We start from the raw sequence: 13,346 nt of genomic DNA, 5'->3' as shown, positions 1-13,346 counted from the left end.
TTCACCTTTCCTACCTAGCGTAATGCTTTTCACCTATGGAGATCACCAATGATAAATCACCCATCTCTGTCCTTACTCATACTTTACCTGCTGATTGGCTTGTTCCCTGCCCACGCGTCGGCGGACGATGACCCTGTTGCGCCTCACTCAAGCTTTCCACTGGCTCCAGCGGATACTCGCAGTCCATATTCCACCCTCACCAGTTTTCTTTTGCTTACCGATGAGGCCAGCGACCTGCTGCAAGCCATGCTTAAGAGCGGGCCGAGTCGCACCGACTCGTTTAGCCCCGAGCATGAACGCAAGATAGAGACACTGGTCGAGCGAGCTCAGAGCTGTTTTAACCTAACTAATTATCCCAGTGCATCTCGCGAGCGGATCGGGTTAGAGTCAGTACTGCTGCTGCATGAAATTCTCAAACGGGCTCCTCCAGTCGACCTCACTCAAATCCCCGGAGCCCCCGAACGCCAGAGCGAACCACTCCCCACCCGCTGGCGCATTCCAGCAACGCAAATCTCGCTCGTGAAAAACGCTCTCGGAGACTATCAAATCGCTCCGGGCAGCATCGATGACCTGAGACAGTACTATAAGCAGGTGTCGCACCTGCCAGCGACCGATCCTTCAGCAATGGATTTGTATCAGTTTTTTGAGTCGAGCCCAGGCACGTTAGTTCCGCCAGAATGGTTCTACTATCTGTCATCCCTGCCTGAACCTCTGTTTGTGCTCTACGGTGAGCAGGCGGTGTGGCAATGGCTATTTTTTGTGGTCCTGACCGCTGCGGCTCTCAGTCTCGTGTATTGGATAGGGCGCTACAGGCAATGGCTAAAGAAAGAGGTCATCGGCGCGATCGGTCTGGCGGCCAGCATCAAGGTTTATCAGTGGTTGCTAGCCTCCCAGATCAATATCGGTGGTGAGTTGATGCATCAACTCACCTTGATATGTGAGCTGCTTATCTGGCCGTTGCTCGCATTGGCTGTCTACCAGGGGGCATTTCGTCTGGTGAACACCTTGGCGAGTCTTGGGGTTCAAGACTCTCTTGAGCAAAGCATGGTCAAAGTCCTTAGTACTATTGTTAGCTTTGTCGCCGCCATAACAGTGGTCAGTTACGGTGCCACACGCATTGGTATACCCGTTTACGGTATCGTCACCAGCCTGAGCTTGGGCGGCATGGCCATCGCCTTGGCAATCCGACCGACGATGGAGAACTTCATTGGCGGCGTGATCTTGTATCTGGATAAGGCGATTCAGGTGGGGGATTACTGTGAGTTTGAAGACGTGGCAGGGACAGTCGAGTCTATCGGTATTCGTTCGACCAAGGTTCGAGCCTTAGATCGCACTCTTATCACCATCGCCAATGGCAGCTTGGTGCGCATGAAACTGACCAACTACAGTCGTCGAGATAAGTTTCATTTTCGTACCACCTTATCCGCCAGTTATCAGACCAGAATGGAGGCGTTAGATCAGGTAATTGAAGCATTGAGGCGCTATCTGGAGCATCACCCCAACGTTGCGCAACAGCCACTAAGGGTCAACTTTACCCGCTTTGCGGACTGCGCCTTAGAGATTGACATTCACGCTTATGTCTATGCGCTCGACAGAAGTGCGTTTCTCAATACTCAGCAGACCTTGCTGTTCGATATGGCTGCAATCATGGCTGAGCATGGTATTGACTTCGCTTACCCGACCCAAACCTTGTACCTGAAAAACGCCAGTTAACATCCGACACCCTGAGGCGGATCATACCCCCTCAGGGTGACTATTCATCGCCTGTTTGTAATGCGTATAGCGATTAAAAATTCGCTGCACATAATCACGCGTTTCACTCCCCCGACAATACCCATATTTGACATACGGCTTAGTGTAAACCTGTTGTTGTTCCAATCTAACGATGTAGTTCTCCACACTACCGAACCACTTATAAGGGTCACCACCGTCATGGCGGGCAATGCGCTGCGCATCAAGCACGTGTCCGATCCCTGCGTTGTAGGACGCAAAAGTAAAAGCCAAGGCTTCTTCAGGTGGCAAATCTTTCCAATAGTGCTGATACAGCCAAAGATTGTATTTGACCCCACCCTCAATATTTTCCGCCGGATCAAACACATTCAATACCTGCATATCGGTCGCGGTTTCACGCATCAGTTGCATGACTCCTTTTGCCCCAGCAGGTGAGCGGGCATCCGCTTTGAATGCAGATTCAGTGTACGCCTGAGCCGCTAACCATAACCAGTTGAACGGCGGCTCGGAGTATTTTTGAAAATAGTGATCCCACGGGCTGATTGTCTGGCCGTCTTTTGGCCTAAGATCGATCTGCTGGGACTGATAAGCAGTGATGATCGCCTGTGCCCGTGATGACTCAAGCCATTGATTGATTGATTGATGCAACCAGGGCTTCGGAATGCAGGTTTAATGCAAATGCAATATCCCGTGGATGACCAAACACAATCGGTGAGGCCAACGAAGGATACTGTGCGTTTGGGCTTCGGGCGATATGCTCATCGGCAATCGTGTAAGACCATTCTCCATCCGCCACCCCTTTAATGATTTCCAGAGTGGAAAGCCGGGCAGGCAAGAGTTGGGTAAACACCTCAATTACCGTGCTTAAGGAGTCCAGTTCATCTTCGTATACCGACCCTTTACTCGCCGACACCGTTTTATGTTTCAGTTCACTTAGGCTATTAACACGATTATCCTGACGCTGTATTAGCACTTCTCGCGTTTGCATGATAGGTGCTGAAAACACGACAAATTGTGCGCGTTCTAAAGTGGGGGTCAGATCTGCCGCAACCAGATCTACCTTGCGGTTAATCAGCGCATAAAACAATCCATTCAGATCGTTTTCATACACCACCTGTAAGTGCAACCCCATCTCTTCCGCGTAGATTTTGAGTATCTCGCATTCCAACCCTCTGAGTTTGCCCCGTTTATAAAAACACCCCACTCCATTGAGTCGTGTCGCCACCCTAAGTACGCCCGACTTTTTGATTCGTTGATAAGCAGATTGGTCAGATCCGTTTTCGTCCGTGTAGTAGATCACGTCTGGTTCAAGCAAGATCGGATACGCCACCCAAATTACCCAGCCCATACCGGCAAACAATAAGCTCAACCAATACTTGTTTCTCATCCTCTATTCCTCACGTCACAGTTTGACTTTCACTTTATCGAACTGCGCTTATTCCTGGATTGGGGAAACAATTCCGGCTGCTTTGTGCAGAGGGTAGCCACTATTCTAGAACCATCGTCAACACAATAGGGCTGAGATCACATGAGGATTTTTAACAAAAACAAACCCATTTCACCGCAACACCTAGACGGCATCGTCCGCGGTCTGAATTACGTCGCCAACTGCGCCAGTGATATGAGCCTGTCTCATTATCAGAATCTGATTAAACAGTACTTCGACTACGACCAGAAAGACGATGTGTACACCCCAAAAGTCGTCAAGTTGATGCTCGATAAAGAGCATGAGATCAACATGCCACTCATCGCTGTCACCGACGCTAAAGGTCTGTATCTTGATGAATTGGAAGTGGATTTTTCAGTCAGAGTCACCGGGGTCGACAGCACTCAACTGGAAGAAGGGTTACAGCAAAACTGTCCTCAACTGCTTGTAGACATCGCCCCAAGACAACGCGAGCAATCAGGACGGGATAAAGACATCATTGACTTTAAAGTGAAATTTAAAGCCAGTGACGCACCGGAATGCGTGATGAAAGTAATCGATAAATACAATTCTCAAATCACACCCACCTTGGTCGGTGAAGACGGTTCCGATACGCCGCCTGCAGAGGCAACCTCTGCGGCAGCATACCCCGAGGTATAACGCCTCAATCTTAAAACAAAGAGGAAATCAGTATGGCTTTAGAAAGCATGCAAAACCAATTTTCAGGCCTTCCAATGGAAAGTTTGATTGGTACTCCACTCAAGGCAGCCTGTGATGCCCAAGTAATGTTGGCACAATCCACCGTCAACTTTATCCGCAACGTCGGATTTGAAGGGGATAAAACCCGTACCGCCGACTTCTCATACACCCGCTATGTGGTGACAGGGAAAGATGGTCTGGGTAACGACATCATCGATAAAGAAGACATTGGTCTTGAAGTGCCAGTTTTGTCAATTGTCAATATTCCCAGCCTGATGGTTGACGAAGTGGACATCACCTTCGATATGGAAGTGAAGTCAGCCGAATCATCGAAAGAAACCCAAGATACCAAAGGGGAGTTTTCGGCCAAGGCGAAGCTTGGCTGGGGACCTTTCAGTGTCACGGCAAATGTATCCGGTAGCGTAGCGTCACACAAAGAAAACACCCGTTCGAGCGACAACTCGGCGAAATACCATGTGCAGGTGCACGCCTCGCAGGCTGGTACACCGGAGGGTCTGTCTCGTGTTCTGGATATCATCCAAGATTCGGTGGCGCCTAAATCAGTCAATGGTCCAAATCAAGCCCTATTGAAAGATCAAGCGATTGACAACGCATCGAAAGAGGTGATCAAGGCACGTAAAGACCTGGAACAAGCCAATTCCGATCTTGAGTTAGCCTACATGGTGTTGGAACAGGCTAAGGCCTCTTCGGCCTCGCCACAAACACCTTCTACGGGTAACAACCAAGCACCGGCGACCAATCAATCATTAGGATCTGCCGAACAGGACGTGGCAGATAAGAAAGTCGCGCAAGGCAAAGCAGAAATCGAGCTGAAAACCAAGCTCAACGCCCTTCAAGCGGCGGTAAACAAGTAATCACAATAAGGAAATAAGTCATGGTCAAACACAGCGGTACCACGGACACTCTGGATCTGGCGGAAGTTCGCCACATAGAACGAATCGTTGTCGGGCGTTACAACCCAAACAACCCCGACGATGAGGGGTTTATGAAGCGGCAAATCGACAAACTGAATCAATGTCTCAATGCCAGCCCGAAAGGGACACTGATCGGTAAAGATACTGGATTCACAGTGATCAAGTTTGGTGAGAATACCGTTGTGTCCCAACAAGTGGCCTATCATATTGGTTTTAAGAGAAAGCCAACCAGTTTGCCACAATAAGGCTTATTTATTATGATTTTATCCCCACCTACCGGCGGGGATTTTTTATTTATCGTGTCCGTTATGTGGCAAAGCGACCGCTCAATACTGAGCCCTTTACCCCACGGGTTACTTGTTTTTGATATTGCCGATGTGGCGGATGCTTAGATTATACTTTAGCGCTAATTCTGAGCGTGACGCCCCGTCTCCACTGTCCTGTTTGATCTGCAAATTGCGTATCTGTCGGTCAAAGTGCTCACGTTTAGGCACCTCTAGCGTGATCCCGCCAAAGTGGGCGCATAAGACGGCCAGATTTTCAGGTTTTACCGCCGTTTTTAAGCTCGTTCGCTGTGGGCTTTTGGCGATATACTTTATCTGCCCTCCGAACTGACAAATAAACTGATAGGCTTCATTGACGCCGAGGAGCTCGATCAGTTCCTGAACCTGCTTTGGCATAATGGTAGTATCGATACTATTCAGTGTTGAAGTTTGTGTTTCGTTTGAACTTTTCATTCTCTTATCCTTATTACCTAGTCTAAGTGAATAGAAGCAAGATTTAGGGCTGAGAACTATAAGGAAAAAACTCCTTAGTAATTAAAAATCATAAGCTTAGAGCGATATTCACATCACATTATCGTCTACTTATCACGACATTTCTATTAATAGCAGACCCGACAGATTCTTTATCAGGCAGTGACGTATTTTGTAAGGGTGTGACTTGACACGGACAAGGAGATATAGTCCCAATAAAATCAGTCCTGGTATTGGTTATGAGGGCAAAAAAAGGCGGCATGTGCCGCCTTTGGGGGACGTGGAAGGTTACGCCAGGATATTACGGAAGGCGATGTTCACACCGTGGAGCCCGCCATGGCCGTCGTCTATGAACTTCACGCCTTCTGGACACTGATCTTCTTTGACCTCTCCTGAAGCATAAGTAAGGCTTGGCCCATTAAACATTGGGTTGTTACGATCATATGAGAGAACAAATACCAGTTCACCGTCTTGCTTCTCCTCAGGAGCTTCCGATTTCAGCTGTTCGTAAAGGGTATTTAGCGCATCTGCGACTTCATTGACATCTCCAAGCAAGTAGCCCTTAATTTGATCGACTGCATGGCGAAGCGCACAAGAAGACGGTTCGACGATACTGTTTGGATTAAACACCATTTCGCCATTCGTCACTGTCGGTCTTACTTTAATTGTATTGATAGTCATACTAAACCTTGTGAGTTGTTGATAAAAAACACTTACTACTCAATCAAGCCGATAAACGGAGTTTCACAATAAGTCGTCTTATCATCGCCCCATCTCCTCTAAAAAGTAATAAGGAACTCATTCCGCGCCATATTCCCGTCTAATTAGGCTCGGTGTCTTTATCGCTCTTGTCTTTTTCTACTGTGACAGGCTTACCTGATATTGATACCCAGTTAGAGTTGCCATTTGCTTTTTAGGGTCTGGTTAGTCAATGGTTGATAAGAACTTCGTGTACAAAAGCCGTCTGACTGGTCGGTGTGATCTCCCAGTCAGTTTCGAATGAGCACTCACACACATTTCACTCTGGCTGTTAAAAAGCCAGCCCTATCCCACATCAACCGCACAATGGCTTAAGAGTGACAATTACTCATTTAAACGTTCTGAAAAGCTTCATGTACGTGCTATGTAATTGAGAACCGGACGTAATATCTAACGTATCAATCCCATCAAATAACGTTTAGTCTAAAGTTCACTCTGGAGCGTGAAGCTGCAAAGTCGTATTTCTCTTTTAGTTTATCGACTGTCCAATACAACTGTTCATCAGACTTTTTATTTAAGACCAAACTCAGCGTGTAACAGTTAGGCTCACCGACGTCTCTTTCTTCACACCTCAGAGACAGCAGCAATGCTCGCGACGGTATTATTGTGCTCACCACCAAGAAGATGCCCCCGCAGATCCTCGGCTTCACGGGAGGCACTCTTAAGTGGTTTATCAAATCATGTTGTTTTCGGTATGAGGAAATTCTTCCCTCTTTCCTCACAAACTACTAACAGCATAATTTCAGTAGTCTTTTGAAAAAATTCAAAGAAAGGCTACACCCTAGAATCAGGAAAACGTCTTGACTATTTAAGGAACACACAATGGAAAAATTTAATAGTTTTGAAGAAGCGCAAGAAAGGGCACTTACTTTGCAAACTGGGAAAGTTGTAACATCTATCTTATGTTTTATCGCCGATAACAAAAAATACAGCAATAACTATTTTTTGTTTCATTCTGTGGCAGGCCACCTACAACAGTTGATCAAAAAGAACAAGGACTTATGGACTTTTGGAAACGGCGGTGTATACGATAGTATTGAGGAAAGAGACCGAGCGTTACTGGAAGCTTATCAACAAAGCGTAGACGATCCTCAAATGGAATTTGATGCTCCAGGGCACGCAGAAGAGTATTTAATTCATCACTTTGAACAGTGCTTAGAACAGTGCAATGATCAGAGCATAAAGGACGTACAAATATATTTAAACTACAGTCCATGCTCGGGTTACGATAATAAACCGAGTGATGGTGATTCACAAAACAATACTCCAAGTGGTTGTTTAGGGAAGCTCGCAAATTTGGCCAATCAACATGGCAGTTTGGAGTTCTCAGTTATTTACAATAAAGACTTTGGCAACGTCCAACAAATTGCGAATGCTATCGGAACGTCTTCAGAAGATATTCTGAATGGTTTTGAGTTGCCCCATAACTTGAAAGTAATGAAGTTGTAAGCTTCATGCTATAAGCTAAAGCTCGTTAACGGGCTTTGGCTTTCAATGGAAGGCACGAATTTTAATGCTACGTTAAGCAGTACAACCACCTTATTTACATCGATACTCGATGCGTCAACGAGGTGCATTTTAACACCTCTAATCAGGTGGCCAAATTCACTGTGCCACTACAATCGGCACTTGCGGTTATTGAACTGATAGTGGAAGCCAAAAGGTTGAGAGGTAAAACTCTTGATATTTGGGTTGTATTCGAGGTGAAAACAGAAATCGAATTCCAAAATGGAAAGAGTGCGAACAACAGCATCGTTCTTCAAGCTCATGAACTTACAGATGTTGTGTACGTGAGATGATTTCTTAGTTTGGTCAAACATAGCCAAGTCACTTTTGTTGTAAACCTACAACAAAAAAATAGACTATGAAAACTTATGTTGCAAATATGAAGAAAGCCTGCAATTTATGCGAACATATATTGCAGGCTTCAAAAGGGTGGAGGCCCCAGCCACATCCCGGCACACACGTCGCCTGCTGCGGCTGCTCCCTTCCGGGCCTGACCGAGTTCACAAGTTAGTGTTGCGGGAGGACCAGAGCCTCCATTGATTTGTTTTCTTGGCTTGCTAGCCAAAGAGTGCGGCGATTATCAAGCATCATAGTAATGATTGCAAGCCGAAATCCCAATGGATGGAAGCTTTTTGTTTTAAGTGAACACCATTTGAGCAAATCTTCTATTTTCTCTTCTACTCAATAAAATAGGTGGACTATTTTAGCTCTTGTTTGAACTTCTGATTATCTTGAGAAGAGGCTTTGTATTATCTCGTTGGCCGCTACCGTGGTGCTTACTTTGGTACATGGCAATATCAGTTTGGTGCAATACTTCTTCCAGGCTCATGAAATGATCTCTGTAATTCGACACACCAATCGCCACATTGACTTTTATGTTTAAATTTCGAGCAGAATCGCTGTAGGTAAAGGACTCTAACTGCATTAACACAGGCTCAAGCTCCTCATCACTATATTGCCCAATCAGGATAAACTCATCACCCCCGATTCGGTAACTACGACCACGCCAAATAGAATCGATACGGCTGGCAAGTGCTTTCAACACTTCATCCCCCACTTCATGACCATAGTTATCGTTTATCGGCTTAAAGTTATTCACATCTAAATAAATCAAGGTTAGATCGCTGTTTAAGCCTCTCGAATAACGGCGATATAAAGCTCGGCGATTACGCAGCTTGGTTAAATTATCGGTAACAGATTGTGAGTGTAGATAGAAAGCGACCACTAACAAGAAGCCAAATACCAACGTAAACAGCCATTGAGTGTGGCGTGAAAAAGTTTTCTCGGCCGCTAACGTTGCTCGCCAATTCGGTTGATAATCATAGGTGTTGATGATTTTCTGCGTATCAATCATCTTAATAGCACGAGTAAATAAAGGAGCCAGCGAAGCGCCCATGCTATTTTTGGGAAAGCCCATTGCAATCTCAGACGAGTAAAAACTGCCGATAAATAGATCTTCCTCCAACGGCAATAAGTTATCCGCTTCGCGCAATATTTGGTTAAAGTTGGCACGGTTTAGAACGATGTAATCGACCTCCTTACCGAGCAAGGCTTTGACCAATTCATTTTGAGTTTTATAAACATGTAGCACTTTATTGGGCAGCATTTTTCCTAACAGCTCTTCAAAGAAATCTTCTTTAATCACGCCGATGCGCTCAACAATTAATTCCGACACATTGCTGTAAACATTGTCTTTGTAATTTTCACGCTTAATCAAGACGGCTTCAGGCTGGTAATACGTGTCACTAAAATAAACGTCGGATTTTCGTTGTTGAGAGACGGTAACTGGTACTAGGATATCAATGCGTTTATTGACCAAATCGGCATACATACTCTCCCACGTTTCGTCTGGCTGGCTGGCCAGTTCGCATTTGAGCAACAGAATGTCACATGCTTTAAAAACAATGTCCGCGTTTATTCCTTTCACTTTACCATCGTGCTGATACTGAGCAAATTGGCTGATGTTCTCCAATTTTACTTTTAACGGTCGCTGCACGTTTAAGCCACTATCGATGACTGATTGACGCAACGCCTGCTTGCGGATATCAAATTGGTATTTTTGTACTGATTCTCTAAGCAGTTTTTGTACCGACGCTGAGTGTACATATTCTTGAATTTTGTTGAGTAATAAAGTGTTGTGCCCTTTTGGCGTAATAATGGCAACCGGCTGAATAGGCAGTTGGTCATTAAGCAATTGCGCATCGAGCCCTGCCATCAACATCGGCTTTAATTGATTAATCGCGTCTACGACCACATCGACTTCAGCCGTGCTTAAAAGTTCTTTGGCACGCCGAGCACCATCATACTCAATCTGTATAATATGAGGAAAATAAGCGGCAATCAGCTCACCATAAATCGTTCCTTTGGGAACCCCGACCCTCGCCAGATCGGTTAACTGTACGTTGCTGTGGCTAAATGCATAGGTGTATTCAATATTGGTAGGACTAGAGAAATCAAAGCGTTGAGCACGCTGTTCGGTGTAAGTCACATTGGCTGCAAAATCGCTCTCCCCTTGTTCGATAGCGGTCAAGATCGCATCAAAGCTGGGGTAATTAACATAGTCAATCTCAAGGCGAAATTGGTAAGCAATGGCATCAAACAAAATACGCGTGACAACATCGTCCGCTTCTGTCGCTACTCGATATGTTTTAGCGTTGATTATGGGAGCACTGATGACGCTGTGTGCCGCCGTTGCTAGCCATAAAAGACCTATTAGCCGAAATGCACGAACCATGACGTTTATATTATTGTAATGAGAGGTGAGCATCATATACTAATGCTCTATATATGCATAAGAATGAAGTCACAACTTCACCCACAACATGCTCTAATCTACATTCAGTTGTGTTCTGGTCATTCGGTATTCTCTTCGGTGCTCTTGAGTAGATAATCAGTCATCCAAGCAGTAGCCAGTAAACAGATCCAAACCACGAATACTGGGTTTGGTACATCACTTGTGGGCGAGACGACTAAGCTTGCAAAGCCTACCGTTGGAAGTGTCCAGCATAACAAACCATTCCAATTCACTGCGACTGGTTTGGATTGGGTTAAACTTTCCATCGACGCCATAATGCCAGTAATGCTTAACGCAACTAACACCGCATACGAAAAATCGGCCATCCATAGCGGTAGCAGTAACCCTAACGCCCACCAACGGTGCTTATTGGATGGTTTCCAGTGCGCAACCGACCACCAAACAACGATAACAGAAAGAGTCTGAATAACAGTCAGCCAGCCTGTACCGCCTAATTTCCCAGCCGATTGAGTAACGATGATACCGACTTGCAACGTCAGTACGATCAACGTGCTCACTAAGATAACGCCCATGCTACTGCGTTTAGAAAAGGCCACCGTCAACAAAGGCAGCAGCACCCAAACACTGACAGAAAGAGCGATTGGCTGATAAGATAAAGTGAAACCATAAGCGGTCATTGCAGCCAATAACAACACACCCGCGACGCCCCCTTGCGGTAAAATCCACAGCGCAGGGATCACGATGGCCAGCACGGGGATGTCCCCTTCGCTTAAACCTATGGCTCTTGCACAAACCACAGCCAACAAGGTTGTGATTAAAAATTGAAAGGTAGAAAATAGCATGCCCTCTCCTTATACCGTTCCTTGGTAACTATCGAACTAGGACACTGCTAGTATGGACGAATTGTCAGCATGAACCAATTTTTAGCGCAGATTTTTGCAGTTATACATCAAATTCCCGCGGGAAAAGTGACAACCTATGGGGAAATTGCTCGTTTAGCAGGATACCCCGGCTACGCACGCCATGTTGGAAAAGCATTAGGTAACCTACCTAAAAACAGCCGATTACCTTGGTTTCGTGTGATCAACAGCAAAGGAGAGATTTCGCTAAAAGGAGAGGATTTATTACGTCAACGACAAAAATTGATCGCCGAAGGCGTCGAAGTGAACGAGCATGGCAAAATAAAACTTCGATTATACCAGTGGCGCCCCTAAGCCCCTTTCGGTCAAGCGCCTTTCCCGCTTATCTAGCTCGGGAAAGGGCTGTTTTACTATTTCTTGTTTTACTGTTTTTTATAGTATTGCGTCTATTTTATTGCTTCTGTTTTTACTACTGTTTAACACCAACCAAACGCAAATCAACCCGTTTAGTGTTATTATCATCAGTAATCACGGCGTAATGGGTATCCGTAATGAAGCGCAGTTTTCCATCTACTTCGATGCGAGCACTGACGCTGTAACGGTGGCGAGCATCAATTTTTCGGTTGTCGAATGCCAAGTCAAACTCAAGCGGCACTTGCATCCCGTTAGTTTCAAAGCGGTGTTTTGCGATCACTTTAGCGGGTGCATCAGCCAATGAAACATCTTGCAAAGTGATAGTGACAAGCGCCTTATCCGGCAGTGCAATACGCTCACGGTACGAAACCGTACCCATGATCGATTGAATATTGCTCTCGGAAGAGGTTGGTTTTGGCGCTGACTGGCAACCCACAAGCATTAGACCTAAAACAGACGACATAATCAGCAACAGTGCCTTTTTCATAAGGATAAAACCTCAGTTATGGTGTTAGATAGGTGATGATTATAGGTTCGGTTTTATCTGCTGTCATGGTCGTCCATTTGGTATTAACAAGATATTGACTTAGTCAACAATGATAATAATTACATTAAGAATCTCGGTGAGGGTCTATGAGTAAACCATTAAATGAACTATTGGATTTGCTGCAACTGGAAAAGCTAGAAGAAGGTTTATACCGAGGTGAGAGCGAGAACTTAGGTCTGCCACAAGTGTATGGTGGGCAAGTGATTGGCCAAGCACTCTCGGCGGCTCGCTATACGGTTGATTCCGACCGCACTGTTCACTCATTTCATAGCTATTTTCTTTACCCCGGAGATCCTGAAAAACCAATCATTTATGATGTTGAGAATTTAAGGGACGGACGCAGTTTCAGTACCAGACGAGTCAAAGCCATTCAGAATGGTCGGCCGATTTTCTATCTCACTGCTTCTTATCACGGTGAAGCGCCCGGTTTTGAACATCAAAACACCATGCCTGACATCCCTGGTCCTGAAAATTTTGCCTCTGAATCTGAACTGGCGGCCCAGATTGCACACTTATTACCTGAAAAAATAAAAAAGGGTTTTTGTGGCGAAAAAGCGATTGAGATGCGTCCAGTGACCGTAATTAACCCGCTAAAACCACAAAAAGCGGAGCCAAAACAGTACCTGTGGATACGCGCTAATGGTGAGTTGCCAAATAACCAACTCATCCATCAATATTTGCTCGGTTACGCGTCTGATTGGGGGTTTTTAGTCACAGCGTTGCATCCTCATAAAGTCTCTTTGATGACACCTAACTTTCAAGTCGCGACGATTGATCATTCGATTTGGTTCCATCGCCCATTCAAAATGGATGAGTGGTTGCTCTACGCAATAGAAAGCCCTACGGCCAGCAATACCCGTGGTTTAGTGCGTGGCGAGATTTACAACCGCCAAGGAGATTTAGTCGCAACAGCAGTGCAAGAAGGTGTGATGCGCTTCACCAAATAAAAAGACTCGGAC

General features: G+C 45.6%; 14 protein-coding genes, 1 other RNA gene and 1 pseudogene. 7 read left to right on the top strand and 9 right to left on the bottom strand.

The window, feature by feature from the left end; genetic code table 11:
- Positions 1 to 48 precede the first annotated feature (48 nt).
- Positions 49 to 1,713 carry a mechanosensitive ion channel family protein gene (locus AACV20_RS05480; protein ID WP_170907005.1) on the top strand — a complete coding sequence of 555 codons (1,665 nt, stop codon included), beginning with the start codon at positions 49 to 51 and terminating at the stop codon, positions 1,711 to 1,713.
- Positions 1,714 to 1,734: 21 nt separating this feature from the next.
- Here the strand turns inward: AACV20_RS05480 and AACV20_RS05475 are convergent, their stop codons facing one another.
- Both AACV20_RS05475 and AACV20_RS05470 read right to left on the bottom strand, forming a co-directional pair.
- Positions 1,735 to 2,379, bottom strand: a complete 645-nt coding sequence (locus AACV20_RS05475; protein ID WP_170907004.1) for a transglycosylase SLT domain-containing protein — start codon at positions 2,377 to 2,379, stop codon at positions 1,735 to 1,737.
- Complete coding sequence (locus tag AACV20_RS05470) at positions 2,351 to 3,118, bottom strand: transporter substrate-binding domain-containing protein (RefSeq protein WP_170907003.1); 768 nt, start codon at positions 3,116 to 3,118, stop codon at positions 2,351 to 2,353. The genes AACV20_RS05475 and AACV20_RS05470 overlap by 29 nt, the downstream gene beginning before the upstream one ends.
- Before the next feature lie 141 nt (positions 3,119 to 3,259).
- Here AACV20_RS05470 and AACV20_RS05465 point away from each other — a divergent pair, with 141 nt between their 5' ends.
- The 3 genes from AACV20_RS05465 to AACV20_RS05455 are packed head-to-tail and all read left to right on the top strand — an operon-like array spanning position 3,260 to position 5,036.
- Positions 3,260 to 3,817, top strand: a complete 558-nt coding sequence (locus tag AACV20_RS05465; RefSeq protein ID WP_170907002.1) for a DUF2589 domain-containing protein — start codon at positions 3,260 to 3,262, stop codon at positions 3,815 to 3,817.
- Positions 3,818 to 3,849: 32 nt separating this feature from the next.
- Entirely contained in the window at positions 3,850 to 4,731 is an 882-nt protein-coding gene (locus AACV20_RS05460; protein ID WP_170907001.1) for a DUF2589 domain-containing protein, read from the top strand.
- 20 nt (positions 4,732 to 4,751) lie between these two features.
- Positions 4,752 to 5,036: a hypothetical protein gene (locus AACV20_RS05455; RefSeq protein ID WP_170907000.1), complete on the top strand. Its 285-nt coding sequence runs from the start codon at positions 4,752 to 4,754 to the stop codon at positions 5,034 to 5,036.
- 108 nt (positions 5,037 to 5,144) lie between these two features.
- Here AACV20_RS05455 and AACV20_RS05450 read toward each other — a convergent pair whose 3' ends face one another.
- Both AACV20_RS05450 and AACV20_RS05445 read right to left on the bottom strand, forming a co-directional pair.
- Complete coding sequence (locus tag AACV20_RS05450; protein ID WP_170906999.1) at positions 5,145 to 5,528, bottom strand: Mor transcription activator family protein; 384 nt, start codon at positions 5,526 to 5,528, stop codon at positions 5,145 to 5,147.
- 306 nt (positions 5,529 to 5,834) lie between these two features.
- Complete coding sequence (locus AACV20_RS05445; RefSeq protein ID WP_170906998.1) at positions 5,835 to 6,227, bottom strand: hypothetical protein; 393 nt, start codon at positions 6,225 to 6,227, stop codon at positions 5,835 to 5,837.
- 900 nt (positions 6,228 to 7,127) lie between these two features.
- On the opposite strand from AACV20_RS05445, the gene AACV20_RS05440 reads away from it, so the two are divergent.
- A complete protein-coding gene (locus AACV20_RS05440) occupies positions 7,128 to 7,754 on the top strand; it encodes a hypothetical protein (protein WP_170906997.1) in 627 nt (208 codons plus the stop codon).
- 173 nt (positions 7,755 to 7,927) lie between these two features.
- Here the strand turns inward: AACV20_RS05440 and AACV20_RS05435 are convergent.
- From AACV20_RS05435 to AACV20_RS05420, 4 genes and pseudogenes are all read right to left on the bottom strand, one after another.
- Positions 7,928 to 8,125, bottom strand: a pseudogene (locus tag AACV20_RS05435) (TnsA endonuclease N-terminal domain-containing protein); the annotation flags it as partial.
- Positions 8,126 to 8,244: 119 nt separating this feature from the next.
- An RNA gene (gene ffs, locus AACV20_RS05430) (signal recognition particle sRNA small type) lies at positions 8,245 to 8,341 on the bottom strand.
- Positions 8,342 to 8,514: 173 nt separating this feature from the next.
- The gene (locus AACV20_RS05425) at positions 8,515 to 10,581 is read right to left on the bottom strand and encodes a GGDEF domain-containing protein (protein ID WP_094123714.1); all 2,067 of its coding nucleotides are present in this window, start codon (positions 10,579 to 10,581) and stop codon (positions 8,515 to 8,517) included.
- Positions 10,582 to 10,664: 83 nt separating this feature from the next.
- Entirely contained in the window at positions 10,665 to 11,408 is a 744-nt protein-coding gene (locus AACV20_RS05420; protein WP_017045285.1) for a hypothetical protein, read from the bottom strand.
- A 69-nt stretch (positions 11,409 to 11,477) separates the two neighbouring features.
- Here AACV20_RS05420 and AACV20_RS05415 point away from each other — a divergent pair, with 69 nt between their 5' ends.
- Positions 11,478 to 11,780, top strand: coding sequence for an MGMT family protein (locus AACV20_RS05415; protein ID WP_010319991.1), 303 nt, complete (start codon positions 11,478 to 11,480; stop codon positions 11,778 to 11,780).
- A 115-nt stretch (positions 11,781 to 11,895) separates the two neighbouring features.
- On the opposite strand, the gene AACV20_RS05410 is transcribed toward AACV20_RS05415, so the two are convergent.
- Positions 11,896 to 12,327, bottom strand: coding sequence for a YbaY family lipoprotein (locus AACV20_RS05410; RefSeq protein ID WP_026028281.1), 432 nt, complete (start codon positions 12,325 to 12,327; stop codon positions 11,896 to 11,898).
- A gap of 146 nt (positions 12,328 to 12,473) precedes the next feature.
- Between AACV20_RS05410 and tesB the strand changes: the two genes are divergently transcribed.
- A complete protein-coding gene (tesB, locus tag AACV20_RS05405) occupies positions 12,474 to 13,334 on the top strand; it encodes an acyl-CoA thioesterase II (protein WP_017045284.1) in 861 nt (286 codons plus the stop codon).
- Positions 13,335 to 13,346: the final 12 nt, after the last annotated feature.

It is taken from the genome of Vibrio sp. B4-6 (assembly GCF_963888245.1).
Lineage (GTDB): Bacteria > Pseudomonadota > Gammaproteobacteria > Enterobacterales > Vibrionaceae > Vibrio > Vibrio anguillarum.
The sequence above is the reverse complement of the archived record's forward strand: the minus strand, read 5'-3'. Positions and strand labels throughout refer to the sequence as shown.

Bases quoted from the DNA above. Each gene is read 5' to 3' on its own strand.
- AACV20_RS05480 (WP_170907005.1), top strand. From the start codon at position 49: ATGATAAATCACCCATCTCTGTCCTTACTCATACTTTACCTGCTGATT.
- AACV20_RS05470 (WP_170907003.1), bottom strand. From the start codon at position 3,118: ATGAGAAACAAGTATTGGTTGAGCTTATTGTTTGCCGGTATGGGCTGG.
- AACV20_RS05465 (WP_170907002.1), top strand. From the start codon at position 3,260: ATGAGGATTTTTAACAAAAACAAACCCATTTCACCGCAACACCTAGAC.
- AACV20_RS05460 (WP_170907001.1), top strand. From the start codon at position 3,850: ATGGCTTTAGAAAGCATGCAAAACCAATTTTCAGGCCTTCCAATGGAA.
- AACV20_RS05455 (WP_170907000.1), top strand. From the start codon at position 4,752: ATGGTCAAACACAGCGGTACCACGGACACTCTGGATCTGGCGGAAGTT.
- AACV20_RS05450 (WP_170906999.1), bottom strand. From the start codon at position 5,528: ATGAAAAGTTCAAACGAAACACAAACTTCAACACTGAATAGTATCGAT.
- AACV20_RS05445 (WP_170906998.1), bottom strand. From the start codon at position 6,227: ATGACTATCAATACAATTAAAGTAAGACCGACAGTGACGAATGGCGAA.
- AACV20_RS05440 (WP_170906997.1), top strand. From the start codon at position 7,128: ATGGAAAAATTTAATAGTTTTGAAGAAGCGCAAGAAAGGGCACTTACT.
- AACV20_RS05425 (WP_094123714.1), bottom strand. From the start codon at position 10,581: ATGATGCTCACCTCTCATTACAATAATATAAACGTCATGGTTCGTGCA.
- AACV20_RS05420 (WP_017045285.1), bottom strand. From the start codon at position 11,408: ATGCTATTTTCTACCTTTCAATTTTTAATCACAACCTTGTTGGCTGTG.
- AACV20_RS05415 (WP_010319991.1), top strand. From the start codon at position 11,478: ATGAACCAATTTTTAGCGCAGATTTTTGCAGTTATACATCAAATTCCC.
- AACV20_RS05410 (WP_026028281.1), bottom strand. From the start codon at position 12,327: ATGAAAAAGGCACTGTTGCTGATTATGTCGTCTGTTTTAGGTCTAATG.
- tesB (WP_017045284.1), top strand. From the start codon at position 12,474: ATGAGTAAACCATTAAATGAACTATTGGATTTGCTGCAACTGGAAAAG.